Source organism: Stenotrophomonas sp. YJH_SMC_69, assembly GCF_059370495.1.
Genome location: NZ_JCAFTS010000011.1, coordinates 42,573 through 57,647, shown reverse-complemented (window position 1 = coordinate 57,647; position 15,075 = coordinate 42,573). Strand labels below are relative to the sequence as shown.

Annotated in this window: 13 protein-coding genes; 9 read left to right on the top strand and 4 right to left on the bottom strand. The window is 67.5% G+C overall.

Annotated features, from left to right (window positions below; all coding sequences use genetic code 11):
- Positions 1-6 precede the first annotated feature (6 nt).
- The 8 genes from phaE (at position 7) to AC5P8F_RS17345 (ending at position 9,228) form a co-directional block, all read left to right on the top strand.
- Positions 7-1,086, top strand: a complete 1,080-nt coding sequence (gene phaE, locus AC5P8F_RS17380; protein ID WP_495220549.1) for a class III poly(R)-hydroxyalkanoic acid synthase subunit PhaE — start codon at positions 7-9, stop codon at positions 1,084-1,086.
- Complete coding sequence (gene phaC / locus AC5P8F_RS17375) at positions 1,083-2,150, top strand: class III poly(R)-hydroxyalkanoic acid synthase subunit PhaC (RefSeq protein WP_046431281.1); 1,068 nt, start codon at positions 1,083-1,085, stop codon at positions 2,148-2,150. The genes phaE and phaC overlap by 4 nt, the downstream gene beginning before the upstream one ends.
- Before the next feature lie 33 nt (positions 2,151-2,183).
- Positions 2,184-2,552 carry a YfeK family protein gene (locus AC5P8F_RS17370; RefSeq protein WP_014647544.1) on the top strand — a complete coding sequence of 123 codons (369 nt, stop codon included), beginning with the start codon at positions 2,184-2,186 and terminating at the stop codon, positions 2,550-2,552.
- Between the two features lie 64 nt (positions 2,553-2,616).
- Complete coding sequence (locus AC5P8F_RS17365) at positions 2,617-2,820, top strand: PspC domain-containing protein (protein WP_014647543.1); 204 nt, start codon at positions 2,617-2,619, stop codon at positions 2,818-2,820.
- Entirely contained in the window at positions 2,817-3,269 is a 453-nt protein-coding gene (locus AC5P8F_RS17360) for a hypothetical protein (RefSeq protein WP_169412771.1), read from the top strand. The genes AC5P8F_RS17365 and AC5P8F_RS17360 overlap by 4 nt, the downstream gene beginning before the upstream one ends.
- Before the next feature lie 751 nt (positions 3,270-4,020).
- The gene (locus tag AC5P8F_RS17355; RefSeq protein ID WP_005410085.1) at positions 4,021-4,236 is read left to right on the top strand and encodes a hypothetical protein; all 216 of its coding nucleotides are present in this window, start codon (positions 4,021-4,023) and stop codon (positions 4,234-4,236) included.
- Positions 4,237-4,443: 207 nt separating this feature from the next.
- On the top strand, positions 4,444-6,831 hold the full coding sequence (locus AC5P8F_RS17350; RefSeq protein ID WP_495220550.1) for a Tex family protein: 2,388 nt from the start codon (positions 4,444-4,446) through the stop codon (positions 6,829-6,831).
- A gap of 207 nt (positions 6,832-7,038) precedes the next feature.
- Entirely contained in the window at positions 7,039-9,228 is a 2,190-nt protein-coding gene (locus tag AC5P8F_RS17345; RefSeq protein WP_014647539.1) for a PAS domain S-box protein, read from the top strand.
- Positions 9,229-9,368: 140 nt separating this feature from the next.
- Here AC5P8F_RS17345 and AC5P8F_RS17340 read toward each other — a convergent pair whose 3' ends face one another.
- The 3 genes from AC5P8F_RS17340 to AC5P8F_RS17330 all read right to left on the bottom strand — a co-directional run bounded on the left by AC5P8F_RS17340 (position 9,369) and on the right by AC5P8F_RS17330 (position 10,976).
- Entirely contained in the window at positions 9,369-9,515 is a 147-nt protein-coding gene (locus tag AC5P8F_RS17340; RefSeq protein WP_495228644.1) for a hypothetical protein, read from the bottom strand.
- Positions 9,516-9,534: 19 nt separating this feature from the next.
- Positions 9,535-9,825 (bottom strand): putative quinol monooxygenase, encoded by a 291-nt coding sequence (locus tag AC5P8F_RS17335; protein WP_046431272.1) that lies wholly within the window; start codon positions 9,823-9,825, stop codon positions 9,535-9,537.
- 62 nt (positions 9,826-9,887) lie between these two features.
- Positions 9,888-10,976 carry a DUF5694 domain-containing protein gene (locus AC5P8F_RS17330; protein WP_495220551.1) on the bottom strand — a complete coding sequence of 363 codons (1,089 nt, stop codon included), beginning with the start codon at positions 10,974-10,976 and terminating at the stop codon, positions 9,888-9,890.
- Between the two features lie 580 nt (positions 10,977-11,556).
- Here AC5P8F_RS17330 and AC5P8F_RS17325 point away from each other — a divergent pair.
- The gene (locus AC5P8F_RS17325) at positions 11,557-13,383 is read left to right on the top strand and encodes a methyl-accepting chemotaxis protein (protein ID WP_495220552.1); all 1,827 of its coding nucleotides are present in this window, start codon (positions 11,557-11,559) and stop codon (positions 13,381-13,383) included.
- Here the strand turns inward: AC5P8F_RS17325 and AC5P8F_RS17320 are convergent.
- On the bottom strand, positions 13,380-14,819 hold the full coding sequence (locus AC5P8F_RS17320; RefSeq protein ID WP_014647535.1) for a GGDEF domain-containing protein: 1,440 nt from the start codon (positions 14,817-14,819) through the stop codon (positions 13,380-13,382). The genes AC5P8F_RS17325 and AC5P8F_RS17320 overlap by 4 nt on opposite strands.
- Positions 14,820-15,075: the final 256 nt, after the last annotated feature.

Below are 15,075 nucleotides of genomic sequence, written 5' to 3'. Positions count from 1 at the left end.
CCTGCGATGACCAGCTCGGCCCACGACACCGGCAGCAGCGATTTCGAAACCCTGGCCCGGCAGTATTTCGGCGCCTGGGGCGATGCCCTGCGCCATGCGAGCACGCCCGGCGCACCCGCCGGTGACGATCCCGGCAGTTGGCAGCGGTTGTTCGACTGGTGGGGCCAGCTGTTGCCCGAGCAGGCGCAGGGCGCGCCGGAAGATGCCGTGCGCCGGTTCCGCGAACAGGCGGGCAGCTGGTACGGCACCATGCAGGAGGTCGCCGCACGGTTTGCGGGCCGCGACGCCAGCAGTGCCGATGTGGCCCAGGCCTGGCGCGAGGCGGTGCAGGGGCAGGGCGACGGCATGCTCCAGTGGATGCTGCAGGGCGCCCGTGGCAGCACGCACGCCGGCGCCGCGATACCCGAATTCGCCGCCTGGCTGCAGCAGTTCCAGCTGCAGGCGGGCCCGTGGCTGCAGAGCCCGGCATTCGGCCCCGGCCGCGAGCACCAGGCGCGCTGGCAGGCCCTGCTGCGTGCGCAGGAGGAATACCAGCAGCATTCGCGCGCCTATGTCGATCAGATCAAGCAGGCACTGGACGAAGCCTTTGCGCTGTTCGAGCAGCGCCTGGCCGAGCACGAACAGCCCGGCAGCCAGCTGACCAGCGCCCGCGCGATGTTCGACCTGTGGATCGAAGTTGCCGAGGAGGCCTACGCCAAGGTCGCCATGTCCGAACCGTTCCAGCAGGTGTACGCCTCGCTGGGCAACGCGCAGATGCGCCTGCGCGCCGGCCTGCAGCGGGAGGTGGAACAGATGAGTGAACGGATCGGCCTGCCGACCCGGAGCGAGATGGATGCCGCACACCGCCGCATCGCCGAGCTGGAGCGCAGCCTGCGCCGCCTGCAGGCGCAGGTGGCTGTGCTGGCTGGAACCGCTGAGGTCGATCCGGTGGCGCAGCCGGCGCCGGCGAAGGTGAAGCCAACTGCGCGCAAGGCCGCGAAGAAGGCCGCGCCGGCAAAGAAGGCGCCTGCGAAGAGGACATCTGCAAAGAAGACATCTGCGAAGAAGGCCGCACCTCGCGCTTCCGCTCGGGCGCGTGACCGATGAAGGGACCATTGGGCTTCAACGCCGATGACCTGATGCAGGAGAGCCTGGCCATGCAGCGCAAGCTGATGGAAGGGCTGAAGCTGCTGCCGCAGGTGGAAGACGTGGACTATGGCGTGACCGCGCGCGAGGAAGTCTGGCGCGACGGCAAGGTGGTGCTGTATCGCTTCGTCGGTGAGCAGGCGCCGACCCGGCGCACGCCGCTGCTGATCGTCTACGCGCTGGTCAACCGGCCGTACATGGTCGACCTGCAGGCCGACCGTTCGCTGGTGCAGAAGCTGCTGGCGCTGGGCCAGGACGTGTACGTGCTGGACTGGGGCTACCCGGACCGGTCCGAACGCTTCCAGACCCTGGAGGACTACCTGCTGCGCTACATCGACGGAGCGGTCGATGCGCTGCGCGTGCGCAGTGGTGGCCCGGTCGACCTGCTCGGCATCTGCCAGGGCGGCGTGTTCGCGCTGTGCTACGCAGCGTTGCGCCAACAGAAGCTGGGCAAGCTGATCACCATGGTCACCCCGGTCGATTTCCAGACCGCCGACAACATGCTCTCGCACTGGGCGCGGCAGGTGGACGTGGACCTGCTGGTCGATACGCTGGGCAACATCCCGGCCGACCTGATGAACGCCAGCTACCTGATGCTCAAGCCGTTCCGCCTGAACGTGCAGAAGTACGTCGGCCTGCTCGACATCCTCGATGACAAGGCGGCGCTGGAGGACTTCCTGCGCATGGAGAAGTGGATCTTCGATTCGCCGGACCTGGCGGGCGAGGCGTTCCGCGATTTCATCAAGCAGTTCTACCAGGCCAATGGCCTGATGAAGGGCACGGTAAGGATCGGCGAGGAAGCAGTGGACCTGTCGCAGGTGACGCTGCCGGTGCTGAACATCTACGCCGAGCAGGATCATCTGGTGCCGCCGGACGCCTCGCGCGCGATGCGCGGGCGCCTGGGCACGGACGACTACACCGAGTCCAGCTTCCGCGGTGGCCATATCGGCATCTACGTGTCCGGGCGCGCGCAGCGCGAAGTGCCGGCCACGATCGATGGTTGGCTGAAGGCGCGCGACCTGTAGAGTCGAGCCCTGCTCGACTGACTTGGAGGGATGATGACGTACCGGGTTTTGTTGATTCTTGCGGTACTGCTGGCAGCGCCCCTTGCCCAGGCCGCACCCAGTGCGGATGCACGGCGGGAGATCGCCCAGTTGATCGCCAGCCTGGACGGCTCCCAGTGCCGGTTCCAGCGCAATGGCAGCTGGTACGACGGCGGCGATGCGCGCGCGCATCTGCAGCGCAAGTACGACTATCTGCTGAAGAAGGACATGGTGGACAGCGCCGAGCAGTTCATCGAGCGCGCCGCCAGCCAGAGCAGCATGAGCGGCAAACCCTATCGCATCCAGTGCCCGGGGCAGCCTGAACAGACCGCAGCCACCTGGTTCGGTGCGCGCCTGCAGGCGCTGCGTCACCGCACGCCGTAGACATGGGCAGGGTGTAGAGTCGAGCCACGCTCGACTGCCCTGTCCGTTGCCCGGAGCCGCCGCCATGAACACCACGCCCAAGACACTGTCGCGTTCATTGAACGACCGCATGATCGCCGGCGTGATGGGTGGCATTGCCCATCGCTTCGGCTGGAATGCCACCCTCCTGCGGGTGGTCTACGTGCTGCTGTCGCTGGCCTCGGCGGCCTTCCCCGGCATCCTGGTCTACCTGATCCTGTGGCTGCTGATGCCGAACGAGGCCGATTGAACACCGCCTCCCGGCCTTGGCCGATCTGGCTGCGCGCGCTGCAGGTGCTGGGCGCGGTGTGGACCCTGCCCAACACCCTGATCGGCCTGATGGGTGGGTTGGCCGGCATGCTCGGCGGCGCGACATTGCGCTGGAGCGGGCGTGACTGCGCGCTGGTGTTCGACCGCTGGCCGTGGGGGCCGGGTGGGGCGATCACCTTGGGCAATGTGATCCTGCACACGGGCCACGATCTTGGCATTTCCTGCCGGACCTACGCGCATCAGGCGGGGTGGGGCGTGGAGCCGCTGATCCGGCTGGACGACCATGAGCGTGCGCATGTCTACCAGTACATGGTGCTGGGGCCGCTGTACCTGCCGGTGTACCTGCTGTGTGGCGGGGTGAGTGCGCGCAATCCGTTCGAGCGGGCGGCCGATCATTTCGCCCGGTTCGGGCACGGCTGGTGGCCGTAGTTTCCAGCCAACGACGCCGCCCCTCGTGGCTTGGTCGCGGAATGCCTGCTTCCTGGGGGCTGGCCGGGTGGGTGGGGCCAGCGGGGACGCCGTGAACCCATCCATGGGGGGCTTGGCCGCGGCTTGCACGTGTGCGCTGTCCTGCGCACACGGCAAGACCGGGGTTGGGCGTCCTGCCCAACCCGTCGGGCGCATGCGCCCGACCCATGCCGCGGATACCCCGCCACCCCCACCCACCCGGCCGCTGACAGATTCCGTGCGCGTCCAGCCACAGAAGAGATAAAGAACAGCAAAAGCGGGTCGCGCGCTGCGCTTGCTTGTGTAGAGCCGAGCCTGCGCTCGGCTTCGCGGACTGGCCGGAAAGCAGCCGAGCGTGGGCTCGGCTCTACAAGAAGCGAGCCGGCCATTCCGCTTTTGCTTTTGGTCTTCTTTTTTCTTTTCCGTGGCTGGACGTGCCCGAAAAACTGTCAGGGGCCGGGCGAGGTGGGTGCGCGGCCCAATCACATGAAACGCGTTACACGACCACCCACGAGGGGCTGCGCCGTTGGCGGGAATCCCCCACGGATCGTTAGCCGGAAGTTAAGGATCCGTAAGCATTCTGCTGCGATCCCGCAGTCATCTGCATGCAACCGATCGTCATTAGCCTTCGTGACGTTCCAGTCAGGTTCGACGCGGTAAGCTCTCCCCCGATGAGCTCGCAGCATCGCTCATCGAGTGCAGTACGCAGTAGCAATTTGGAGGAATACATCACATGGCAATCGTTCTTTATGTCGGTGGTAGCAAGGATGGCGAGAAGGGCGTGGTGCCCTACGGCTTCAGCAAATCCCGCGCCGACACCGCGCTGGGGCCGGAGTTCTACACGGAGCGGTTCATGGAACTGCAGGGTGTCGGCAAGGTCCGCCTGATGGCCCTGGAAGGCATGCGTGACGAGATCGTCATGCAGCGCGCTGCCCGCCACTACCGCTGACCTTCGCAACACGCGGCAGGGCGCGCCCACCATCGCGCGCCCGCGCCGGCATCCCAGCCCCGGGCCAGTCCGGGCCCGCTCTTTGCCAGGATGCCGGCGTCCACTCCGGCTACGCCGCTGAACCCCGTCCCCTGTCAATGCCTTGTCCGGCTCCGTCGTCGGTTGCCAGAATGGGCTCTTCCCGTAACGCGGCTCAGACCTGAAGCAATGCACGACGCCAAGAACGCCCAGAGCGCGCTCGCCCAGCAGATCGCCCAGACCATCGCCGACGAGATCGGTGCCCAGTCCGCCCAGGTACGCGCCGCCGTCGGCCTGCTCGACGAGGGCGCCAGCGTTCCGTTCATCGCGCGCTACCGCAAGGAAGTGACCGGTGGCCTGGACGACACCCAGCTGCGCAGCCTGGAAACCCGGCTGACCTACCTGCGCGAGCTGGAGGACCGCCGTGCGGCGGTGCTGGCCAGCATCGGCGAGCAGGGCAAGCTCAGCGACGAGCTGCGCAATGACATCCTGGCCGCCGATACCAAGAGCCGGCTGGAAGACCTGTACCTGCCTTACAAGCCCAAGCGACGTACCCGCGCCCAGATCGCCCGCGAGGCCGGTCTGGAGCCGCTGGCCGATGGCCTGCTGGCCGATCCGACGCAGGACCCGCAGACGTTCGCGGCCACCTTCGTCGATACCGACAGGGGTGTGGCCGACACCAAGGCCGCGCTGGAAGGCGCCCGCGCGATCCTGATGGAGCGCTGGGGCGAAGATGCCGCGTTGGTTGGCGAGCTGCGCACCTGGCTGGGCGAGACCGGCGTGATCCGTGCCCGCGTGGCCGAGGGCAAGGAAACCGAAGGCGCCAAGTACCGCGACTATTTCGAACATGCCGAATCTCTGGCGAAGATTCCCTCGCACCGGTTGCTGGCGCTGTTCCGCGCGCGCCGCGAAGAGATCCTGTTCCTGGAACTGGACCCGGGCAGCGATGCCGAAGCGGGCCACCAGTACGCCGAGGGTCGGGTGGCACGCAAGGCCGGCATCGCCGACCGGGGGCGTGCCGCCGACCGCTGGCTGCTGGATGCCTGCCGCCTGACCTGGCGCGCCAAGCTGCACACCCATCTTCTGCTGGACCTGTTCAACCAGGCCCGCGAAAAGGCCGAAGCCGAAGCCATCGCGGTGTTCGGCGACAACCTGAAGGACCTGCTGCTGGCCGCACCGGCCGGCCCGAAGACTGTGCTGGGCCTGGACCCCGGCATCCGTACTGGCTGCAAGATCGCCGTGGTCGATGCCACCGGCAAGCTGGTCGCCACCGACACCATCTACCCGCACGAACCGCGCCGCCAGTGGGAGCAGTCGGTGCAGACGATCAAGCAGCTGTGCGCCAAGCACAACGTGGAGCTGATCGCGATCGGCAATGGCACCGCCAGCCGCGAAACCGACAAGCTGGCCGGCGAAGCGATCAAGGCTGCCGCCAACCCGAAGCTGCAGAAGGTCGTGGTCAGCGAGGCGGGCGCCTCGGTGTACTCGGCCTCCGAGTTCGCGGCCAAGGAGTTCCCGGGGCTGGACGTGTCGCTGCGTGGCGCGGTATCGATCGCTCGTCGCCTGCAGGACCCGCTGGCCGAACTGGTCAAGATCGAACCCAAGGCGATCGGTGTCGGCCAGTACCAGCACGACGTGGACCAGTACCGCCTGGCGCGGGCGCTGGACGCGCGCGTGGAGGACTGCGTGAACGCGGTCGGCGTGTATGTCAACACCGCCTCGGCCGCGCTGCTGTCCCGGGTGTCCGGCCTGTCGGCCACGGTGGCCGAGAACATCGTGCGCCATCGCGACGACAACGGCCCGTTCAAGCGCCGCAAGGACCTGCTGAAGGTCGCGCGCCTGGGCGAGAAGACCTTCGAGCAGTGCGCCGGCTTCCTGCGCATCGCCGATGGCGACCAGCCGCTGGACGCCTCGGCGGTACACCCCGAAGCCTATCCGGTGGTTGAGCGCATCGTGGCCAGCACCGCGCGCCCGATCAAGGCGCTGATCGGTGACGGCAGCTTCCTGCGTGGCCTGAAGGCAGAACAGTTCACCGACGACACCTTTGGCGTCCCGACCGTGCGCGACATCCTAAAGGAACTGGAAAAGCCGGGCCGCGACCCGCGCCCGGAGTTCAAGGCGGCGCGCTTCGCCGAGGGCGTCGAGGACATCAAGGACCTGCGCGAGGGCATGGTGCTGGAGGGCGTGGTCAGCAACGTGGCCGCCTTCGGGGCCTTTGTCGATATCGGCGTGCACCAGGACGGCCTGATCCACATCTCGGCGCTCGCCGATACCTTCGTGAAGGACCCGCGCGACGTGGTCAAGGCCGGTGACATCGTCAAGGTGAAGGTGCTGGAGGTGGACGTGGCGCGCAAGCGCATCGCCCTGACCCGGCGCCTGGACGATACCCCGGGCCAGGCCACCAGCCGCCCGGGCCAGCGCGATGAGCGGGGCCAGGGCCAAGGGCCGCGCCGTGACGCTGGCGGCCAGAACCGTGGACCGAACCGCGGCCAGGGCGCTGGCGGCCGTCCGGCCCAGTCTGCGCCGCCGGCCAACAATGCCCTGGCCGAAGCCTTTGCCCGGGCCAAGCGCAGCTGAGGATCGTGCCCCCCGTCACGGTTGATCCGGGTCGGGGGACTTGTCGGTTTTCCCCGTGATTGCGCACACTTGCGCCTGAGGGGGGCGTTTGGCCTCCCCGCTGTCGCTGGGGAGGACCATGACGCCAGCACGACCCGCCGTCTTCGTTGCAGGCCGCAGTGCTTCGCTGCGGTCGGCGCCTGCCCGTGCCGGCAGGGGACCGGAGTGATGCCGGGCCAGGGCACCCACGGCAATGGACTGCTGGAGCGCCGCCTGCAGGCGTTGGCTGAAGAGCGTCGCCGGCTGGCGATGATCATCGACGGTACCGCTGCGGGTACCTGGGAATGGAACGTGCAGACCGGCGAGATGCGGGTCAATGCGCGCTGGGCCGAGATTGTCGGTTATCGCCTGGATGAGCTGGAACCGATCTGCCAGAAGACGTTCCTGAAGCTGGTCCATCCCGATGACATTGCGCTGTCCGATGCAGCGCTGGACGACCATTTCGAAGGGCGCAGCGACAACTACGCCTGCCTGCTGCGCATGCGCCACAGGAACGGCCAGTGGATCTGGATCCAGGACCGTGGCCGGGTCTTTGAATGGGACGGGCAGGGCAAGCCGCTGTGGATGGCCGGTGCCCATGCCGATGTCACCGAACTGCAGCAGGCAAGGCAGGACGCGGCCGAGACCCGGCAGCGCCTGCAGGCCGTGGTCGATGCGTCCGATGAGGTGGCGGTGATCGCCACCGATACCGATGGCACCATCACCCTGTTCAACACGGGGGCGGAGCGCCTGCTGGGCTACAGCGCGGCGGAGGTGGTCGGCCAGCGCCGGCTCGACGCCTTCCACGATCCAGCCGAACTGAAAGCGTGGTTGCAGCCGCTGGCTGATGCTGATGGCAATCTTCCCGGCGTGTTCGAGGCGCTGAGCGCGCGTGCCGACGGGCAGACCTACTCGCGGCAGTGGACGCTGCTGCGCAAGGATGGCCAGTCACGCCAGGTACGCCTGTCGATCAGCCGCATGGAGAGTGCCGATGGAACGCGCATCGGCTACGTCGGCATGGCCATCGACATTACCGAGATCCTGCAGGCACGCGCCGAAGCACGACTTTCGGCAGAGAAGTTCGCTGGCGCGTTCACCTCCGCCGCACTGGGCATGGCACTGGTGTCGCTGGAAGGACGCTGGCTGGATGTCAACGACGCGCTGTGCCGGATACTGGGCTACCCGCGAGAAGAGCTGCTGCAGGTCGATTTCCAGCGCCTGACCCATCCCGATGACCTGCAGACCGACCTGGCCCTGGTACAGGACCTGTTGGCCGGGCGACGCAGCCACTATCACCTGGAAAAGCGCTACCTCGACCGCGACGGCCGCATCATCTGGGCGCGGCTGTCGGTGTCGCTGGTGCGCAACGAGCATGGCGAACCGCTGCATTTCGTGTCGCAGATCCAGGACATCACCGCCCAGCGCAGCAGCGAGCAGCGCCTGTTCGAGAGTGAACAACGCAGCCGAATCACGCTGGATGCGGTGGCCGACCTGGTGCTCAGCGTCAGCCTTGATGGCCGCATCGACTACGCCAACGCGGCTGCGGTGCGCACCCTGGCCGGTGATGGCGCATTGTCGCTGGCCGGGCACAAGGTTCAGGACGTGCTGGCGCTGACCACCGAGTACGCGCCCGGTTCGGTACTGGATGTGACGGTGCTGCTGGACCCGGAGAGCAACGCGGTGGACCTGCACGCCGACCTGCTGCTGCGCCTGGGCACGGCAACGGTGCCGGTGGACCTGACCCGCGCCTGGCTGCGCGATGACGAAGGCCACGTGCGCGGCGCGGTGTGGGTGCTGCGCGACGACACCCAGCAGCGGGCACGCCAGCGCGAAGCCCGCCACCTGGCCGAGATCGATCCGCTCACCGAACTGAGCAACCGCCGCGGTTTCGAGGTACACCTGCAGCAGGCGATCACCCGCGTGGAGCGCACCGGCCAGGCTGCCTCGCTGATGTACATCGATCTGGACCGCTTCAAGCCGGTCAACGACACCTGGGGCCATCTGGCCGGCGATGCCGTGCTGTGGGCGGTGGCCAGCGTGCTGCGCCATGGCGTGCGCGATTCGGACGTGGTGGCACGGTTGGGCGGCGACGAATTCGCGGTCATCCTGTCCGGTTGCACGCCGCGGCGTGCGGCCCGCATCGGGGGCGAGCTGCTGCACACCCTGGCCGCGCTGTCCATTCCGTGGGACCAGGACCGGCTGCGGATCGGTGCCAGCATCGGTATCGCGCCGCTGGCCGGCGGCATGAGCGTGGACCAGGCGGTGGCTGCGGCCGATGCCCAGTGCTACCGGGCCAAGGCGATGGGGCGCAACAACGTGCAGGTGCAGGGCGAGTTGTCCCAGCTTCCGGGTGACGATCCCGACGCCGCGGAGGACTGATCTCAGCCTGTGAGAGGACGCGCGCGAATACTGCGCGCACTCCACTCACGCAGGTAACCTCCATGAATGCCTGGAACCCGGTTGCGGTACGCAAGTTCATTCCGGCCCTGATCGGCTGGTGCCTGGCGCTGGCCGCCTGTCTACGCGCCGAACAGCTGCGCGGCGACCTGCACGCACGGGCGTTGTTGCCCGTGTTGCAGCAAGGTGCAGTCGCGCTGCTGGTCCTGAGCCTGTCCTGCACGGTTGCGGCCTGCCTGTTGCAGTGGCGGCATGGCCGCAGCGATCATGTGCATCCCGCTGCAGGCACTACACCCGTACGGCATCCATCAGCAGGAACCGGCACGGCGCACACTGGAAGGCATTGATCTGTGGCACAAGGCGCTGGAAGTGTTCGCTGGCACAGTGCAGGTCGAGCGCGGCGCGGTCGGGCCACAGCTCGATGAAGATGAAGTGGCCCGGATCCTTCTGGTCGACGAACAGTTCATAGCCGAGGCAGCGCGGCTCGCGCAGCGTGCATGCGACCAGCTCCCGGTACAGGGGAAGCACGGTGTCCACCGCATCGGGATGGATGAAATCCTCGGCGATCACTTTCAGCATGTCGGCACCTGCGAATCGGGCCTTGCAGGATAGCGCCGGCGCATGGCCGGCACCTGTTCCCGTCAACGCAATACCGTGTCCGCACTGACCAGCCGCACGTCATGCATCTGATTGAGGTAGGCCTCGTAGTAGCCCTTGTGCGAGGCACCCACGATGGCCAGCATGCGTCTGCCAGGATGCTGGCTCAGCACGTCGCGGATGTTGGCGACCATGCGCAGGTTGCGGGTTTCCCAGTAACCGACGTACATCCGGCCGAACGCCTTGGAGGACGGCTCGACGAGCGTCGCGCCGAAGTCGCTCTGGTAGGCGGCCATCGCCGCCGCCGGGCTGTTGTAGTCCCGATACAGCGCCATGACACCGGCGGGCTTGTCCAGATCGGCCACGAGGCGTTCATCGGCCTCCCGCCGCGCGCGCGAGTGCGTATTGTTCCAGGCACCGGTGATGGCCGCGCTGGCCGCCGCTTCATCCTCGGCGGGCGTGGGCGAATCGGCCGTGTGGTCGTCCACGGCCCACAGGCGTTCCTGCCCGAGGCGGGCGGCGACCTCGGCGGCGATCAGGTGGGTTTCATTGCGGCGAACCAGGCCTTTTTCGAGGATCTCGACCAAGGCAGGTGTCAGTCCATCACCGCCTTTGCGCTCGGACGCAGGCAGGCGCAGCCACTGCACCTGCGCCGAGCCGCGTTCACCCGCTGCCAGGAACAATGCTGCGAGCCGACGACGCTGGGCGGGCGTCGGCTCGTCCGGCCAGGTCGCAAGCAGGTGCTCGGCCTGGGTGTTCGCCGTAGGCACGTCCAGTCCGGTCGCAGCCTGCGCAGCGGTGGTGTCGAAGCAGTAGGTGGCCACGCTCTCCGCATAGCGTGCCGGGTAGCGACGCATGAAATCGCACTGCAGGCCTGACAGGTCTTCGGTGGCGATCAGCTCGGGCTTCCAGGCGACCAGTCGCTGCAGCAACGGTTCAAGCAAGGCGGGCTGGAAGGACTTGGGCAGGCCGGACAAGTGGGTGGTGCCCAGTACCAGCACTTCGTTCGGGCGCCCGGCAGGCGGGCCCTTCAGCTGGTCGGGATGGAAGCTGGGGCGGTAGGTGGCGTCGGCAGCGAAGGCGCCGCTGCTGCACAGGCCCAGGATGAGGAAACTGGCCAGGCGTGGGAACATGCGATCTCCGTGTCAGTGAGCGTCCTGCGGTTCGCTGCATGCTGGCCAGTTTCATCTGCCATCGGATCTCCCGTTGGTCATGCAAACCTTTTCCGCTTGAACTGCATCCGCGTGCCGGGCAAGGCTATGCCCAGTGACGGCGACAACGCGCGACATATGCCCTGACGACACCCGGTGCCGAGCAGAACCCGCCCAGCCGGCGCCTGGCGAAACCGCTCGGCGGTGCCCCTGTCGCGCGTGAGCAGAATGTGAAGTGCATCGCGATTGTCTACCGCATCCCTGCAGCAGCATCTGAAGATGCGACGGACGTCGCGGAATCCGGCTAAAGCCACCGATCGCATCGCCGATATTCCCTCTGGATCCCGCTCAAGTCGCCCGCTGCAGGACCCCAGGCTGCCCCCGACGGGCGGCCCGCGCTGTGTGTTCCGCCGCTCCCTATGCCGATCGCACCCGCACCAGACGTTCTTGCCAGCCGCTCGAGGGGTGCCTGCCGGTACCTGTAGTCCCAAGCAACTGAAGTTGCCGCCGGGCATCCCGCCCGTCGGGTCGCAACCGCTTACCGGACACCGAGGATCAGACAATGCTCATTCCAGGCTTTACGGCGGGCGCGCAGGCGCCGGCCGAGCTGCATACCCGTTGGTCGCCGTGGCGCGCCCTGCTGGGCGCGCTGGCACCGCAGCACCGCAGCGGCGTCGAGGCGGCGGCCGATGGCCGTGCCGAGCTGGAGGCGCAGGTCGCGGCGCTGCACCGGGTCCAGGCGGTCATCGAGTTCGCCCTTGATGGCACCATCCTGCAGGCCAACGACAACTTCCTGCAGGCGATGGGTTACCGGCTGGAGGAGATCCAGGGCAAGCATCATTCCCTGTTCGTCGACCCCGAGCAGGCGCGCAGCGCCGGATACCGTGACTTCTGGGCGCGGCTGGGTCGTGGCGAATATGACGCGGGCCAGTACCGGCGTTTTGGCAAGAACCAGCGCGAGATCTGGATCCAGGCCTCGTACAACCCGGTGCTGGACCGACAGGGGCGTCCGTACAAGGTGGTCAAGTTCGCCACTGACATCACTGCGCAGAAGCTGCAGGCGGCCGACTCGGCCGGCCAGCTGGCGGCGATCGACAAGTCGCAGGCGGTGATCGAGTTCAGCATGGATGGCCGCATCCTGTCGGCCAACGACAACTTCCTGGCTGCCACCGGTTACAGCCTGGATGATGTGCGTGGCCAGCACCACTCGCTGTTCGTCGAACCTGAGTATCGCAGCAGTGCCGAGTATCGGCAGTTCTGGGAAAAGCTCGGCCGTGGCGAATATGATGCCGGCCAGTACCGGCGCCTCGGCAAGGGCGGACGCGAGGTCTGGATCCAGGCGTCCTACAACCCGATCCTGGACCTCAACGGGAAGCCGTTCAAGGTGGTCAAGTACGCCACCGACATCACCGCGCAGGTGCATGAGAACCAGGCCATGCAGCGTGCCGTGGCGCAGACCCGTGAAGTGGTGGCGGCCGCCAAGGAGGGCGACCTGACCCGGCGCGTGGCCACCGCCGACAAGACCGGGCCGATCGCCGAGCTGTGCGAAGGGGTGAATTCGCTGGTCGAGGCGATGGCCGCGATCATCGGCCAGATCAAGTTCGCCGCTGACACCATCGCCGTCGGTGCCACCGAGATCGCGCAGGGCAACAGCGATCTGTCGCAGCGCACCGAGCAGCAGGCAGCGTCGCTGGAGGAGACCGCGGTGTCGATGAAGGGCCTGGCCGAGACCGTGCAGCGCACCGCGACCAACGCACGGCAGGCCAGTCAGCTGGCTGGTGGTGCCGCCGATGTCGCCGCGCGCGGCGGTAACGTAGTGCACGAAGTGGTGGAAACCATGGCGGTGATCAACGCGTCCTCGCGCCGCATCGTCGACATCATCGGCGTGATCGACGGCATCGCCTTCCAGACCAACATCCTTGCCCTGAACGCCGCGGTGGAAGCCGCGCGTGCGGGCGAACACGGGCGTGGCTTCGCCGTGGTCGCCACCGAGATCCGGGAACTGTCGCAGCGCTCGGCCAGTGCCGCCAAGGAGATCAAGCAGCTGATCGATGCGTCGGTGGCCAATGTCGGTGCCGGTACCGCGCAGGTTGAGAGCGCCGGCCGCACCATGGACGAGATCGTGGTCAACGTGCGCCGGGTCAGCGACCTGATGTCCGAGATCAGCACGGCCGCGCAGCAGCAGAGCGACGACATCCAGCAGATGAACCATGCCGTCGATCTGATCGACCAGGGCACCCAGCAGAACGCCGCGCTGGTCGAGGAAGCTTCGGCCGCGGCGCGCAGCATGGAAGAACAGTCGGCGCAGCTGCTGCAGACGGTGGCCAGCTTCCGCGTGCAGGGTGGGGCGGGGCACATGCATGGTGCGGCGGTGCTGCGCGCGGTCTAGGCGCGGCGGTCGGCGTGTTGTTCCCCGGCCTCGACGGCCGGGGCGGCGTGCACGCAGTTGCGGCCGGCATGCTTGGCCCGGTACAGGGCCTGGTCGGCACGCTCGACCAGGCTGCGCGGGTCACCCTCATCATGCGCGGCCTGCCAGGCCACGCCGATGCTGATGGTCACGTGGGCCTGGGCGGCGGGCAGGGCGGCGGCTTCCACGGCGGCGCGCAGGCGCTCGCCCAGGCCCAGGGCGTGGCCGATGTCGGGCGCGGGCAGGGCGGCGATGAACTCCTCGCCGCCGTAGCGGGCCAGCAGGTCATCACCGCGTTGCAGGCAGCCGTCGAGGATCGCGGCGACCGCCTGCAGGCGGCGATCACCTTCCGGATGCCCGTAGGTGTCGTTGAGTCGCTTGAAGTGGTCGATATCGATCATCAGCACCGCCAGCCCCACGCCCTGGCGACGGGCGCGGCCGTGCGCGCTGCCGAGCGCTTCATCGAAGTTGCGCCGGTTGCCGAGCCCGGTCAACGGATCGCGCCGGGCCAGCAGCGCCAGCTCGTCGCGCTCACGCTGGATCTGCACCTGGGTGAGCACGCTGCGCAGGGCATGGCCGAGCATGGCACCGATGAACCCCACGGTGGCCAGGGTCGGCTGCAGGCGTGCCACCAGCAGCGCCACCATCATCAGCAGCAACGGCAGCATCAGCGGCACGCCGGCATCGACGATGCGGCGGAGGTTGCGCGGCACAGCCACCGCCGGTGGGCGGTACGTGCTGCCGGCCAGCACTGCCAGCAGCACGAACAGCCCGCTGATCAGCAGGTCGCCCCAGCCACCATCGGGTACCTGCGGCTGCCAGGTATTGATGTAGAGCGCCATCAGGAAGTAGCCGAGCGCGTAGATCGTCAACGTGCGGAAGAAGTCGCGGCGGTCGGCATTGTCCTCGGCCAGGAAGCGGATCAGCGCGAAGCAGAACACCAGGCTGTTCTGCACGTTGCTCAGGGTGTGCAGGCATTGCGTCCACAATGCGGTGTTGAGGTGTGCCATCGCCCGCGTATGCACGAAGTACAGCAACCACAGCAGCGCGATGACCGCCAGGTCCACCGCACGGATACAGCGGTTGCCGCCGCCTGGGCTGGCGGCAACGTAGGTCAGCGGAATCCGGTAGAACACATACAGGATCAGCGACGAGGCGGTCATCTGCGCAGGGCTGAGGCCGGCCACATTGCGATACAGCAGGGCCAGCAGGGCCAGCGAGAACAGGCCGACGGCAGCGCCCAGCGTTCGCCACTTGCAGGCCGCCTGGCTGTCGCGCGCGCGTCGCACGCAGGCCAGAGCGGCCAGAAGGGGGGCGGTGATCAGCATCAGGTAGGAGCCAACCGGGTCCTGCGGGCCGATCAAGGCAATGACGAGCGCGTGCGTGACCATGAAAAACAGTGCCGCACGCAACGTCATGCATTCCCCCGCCCCCAGATCCGGCTGGGATCACGATAGGCAGAAGTAGGTGAGGCTGGCAAGAAAAGTGTGCGCTAGTGCTATTCGCAACCTTGTCGGCTGTCACATTTTCGTTTCATCGGGGTGACACGACGGCGTTGCCGTGGGCGTACGTCCAGACGTCGCGGGGCTGCCCCCGCACGTGGCGATGGGCGCGCAGTATGTCGGCGAGCGTGGGAGGGGCATGCTGGGGCATCCTCGCCAGTGTCGGCGCTCC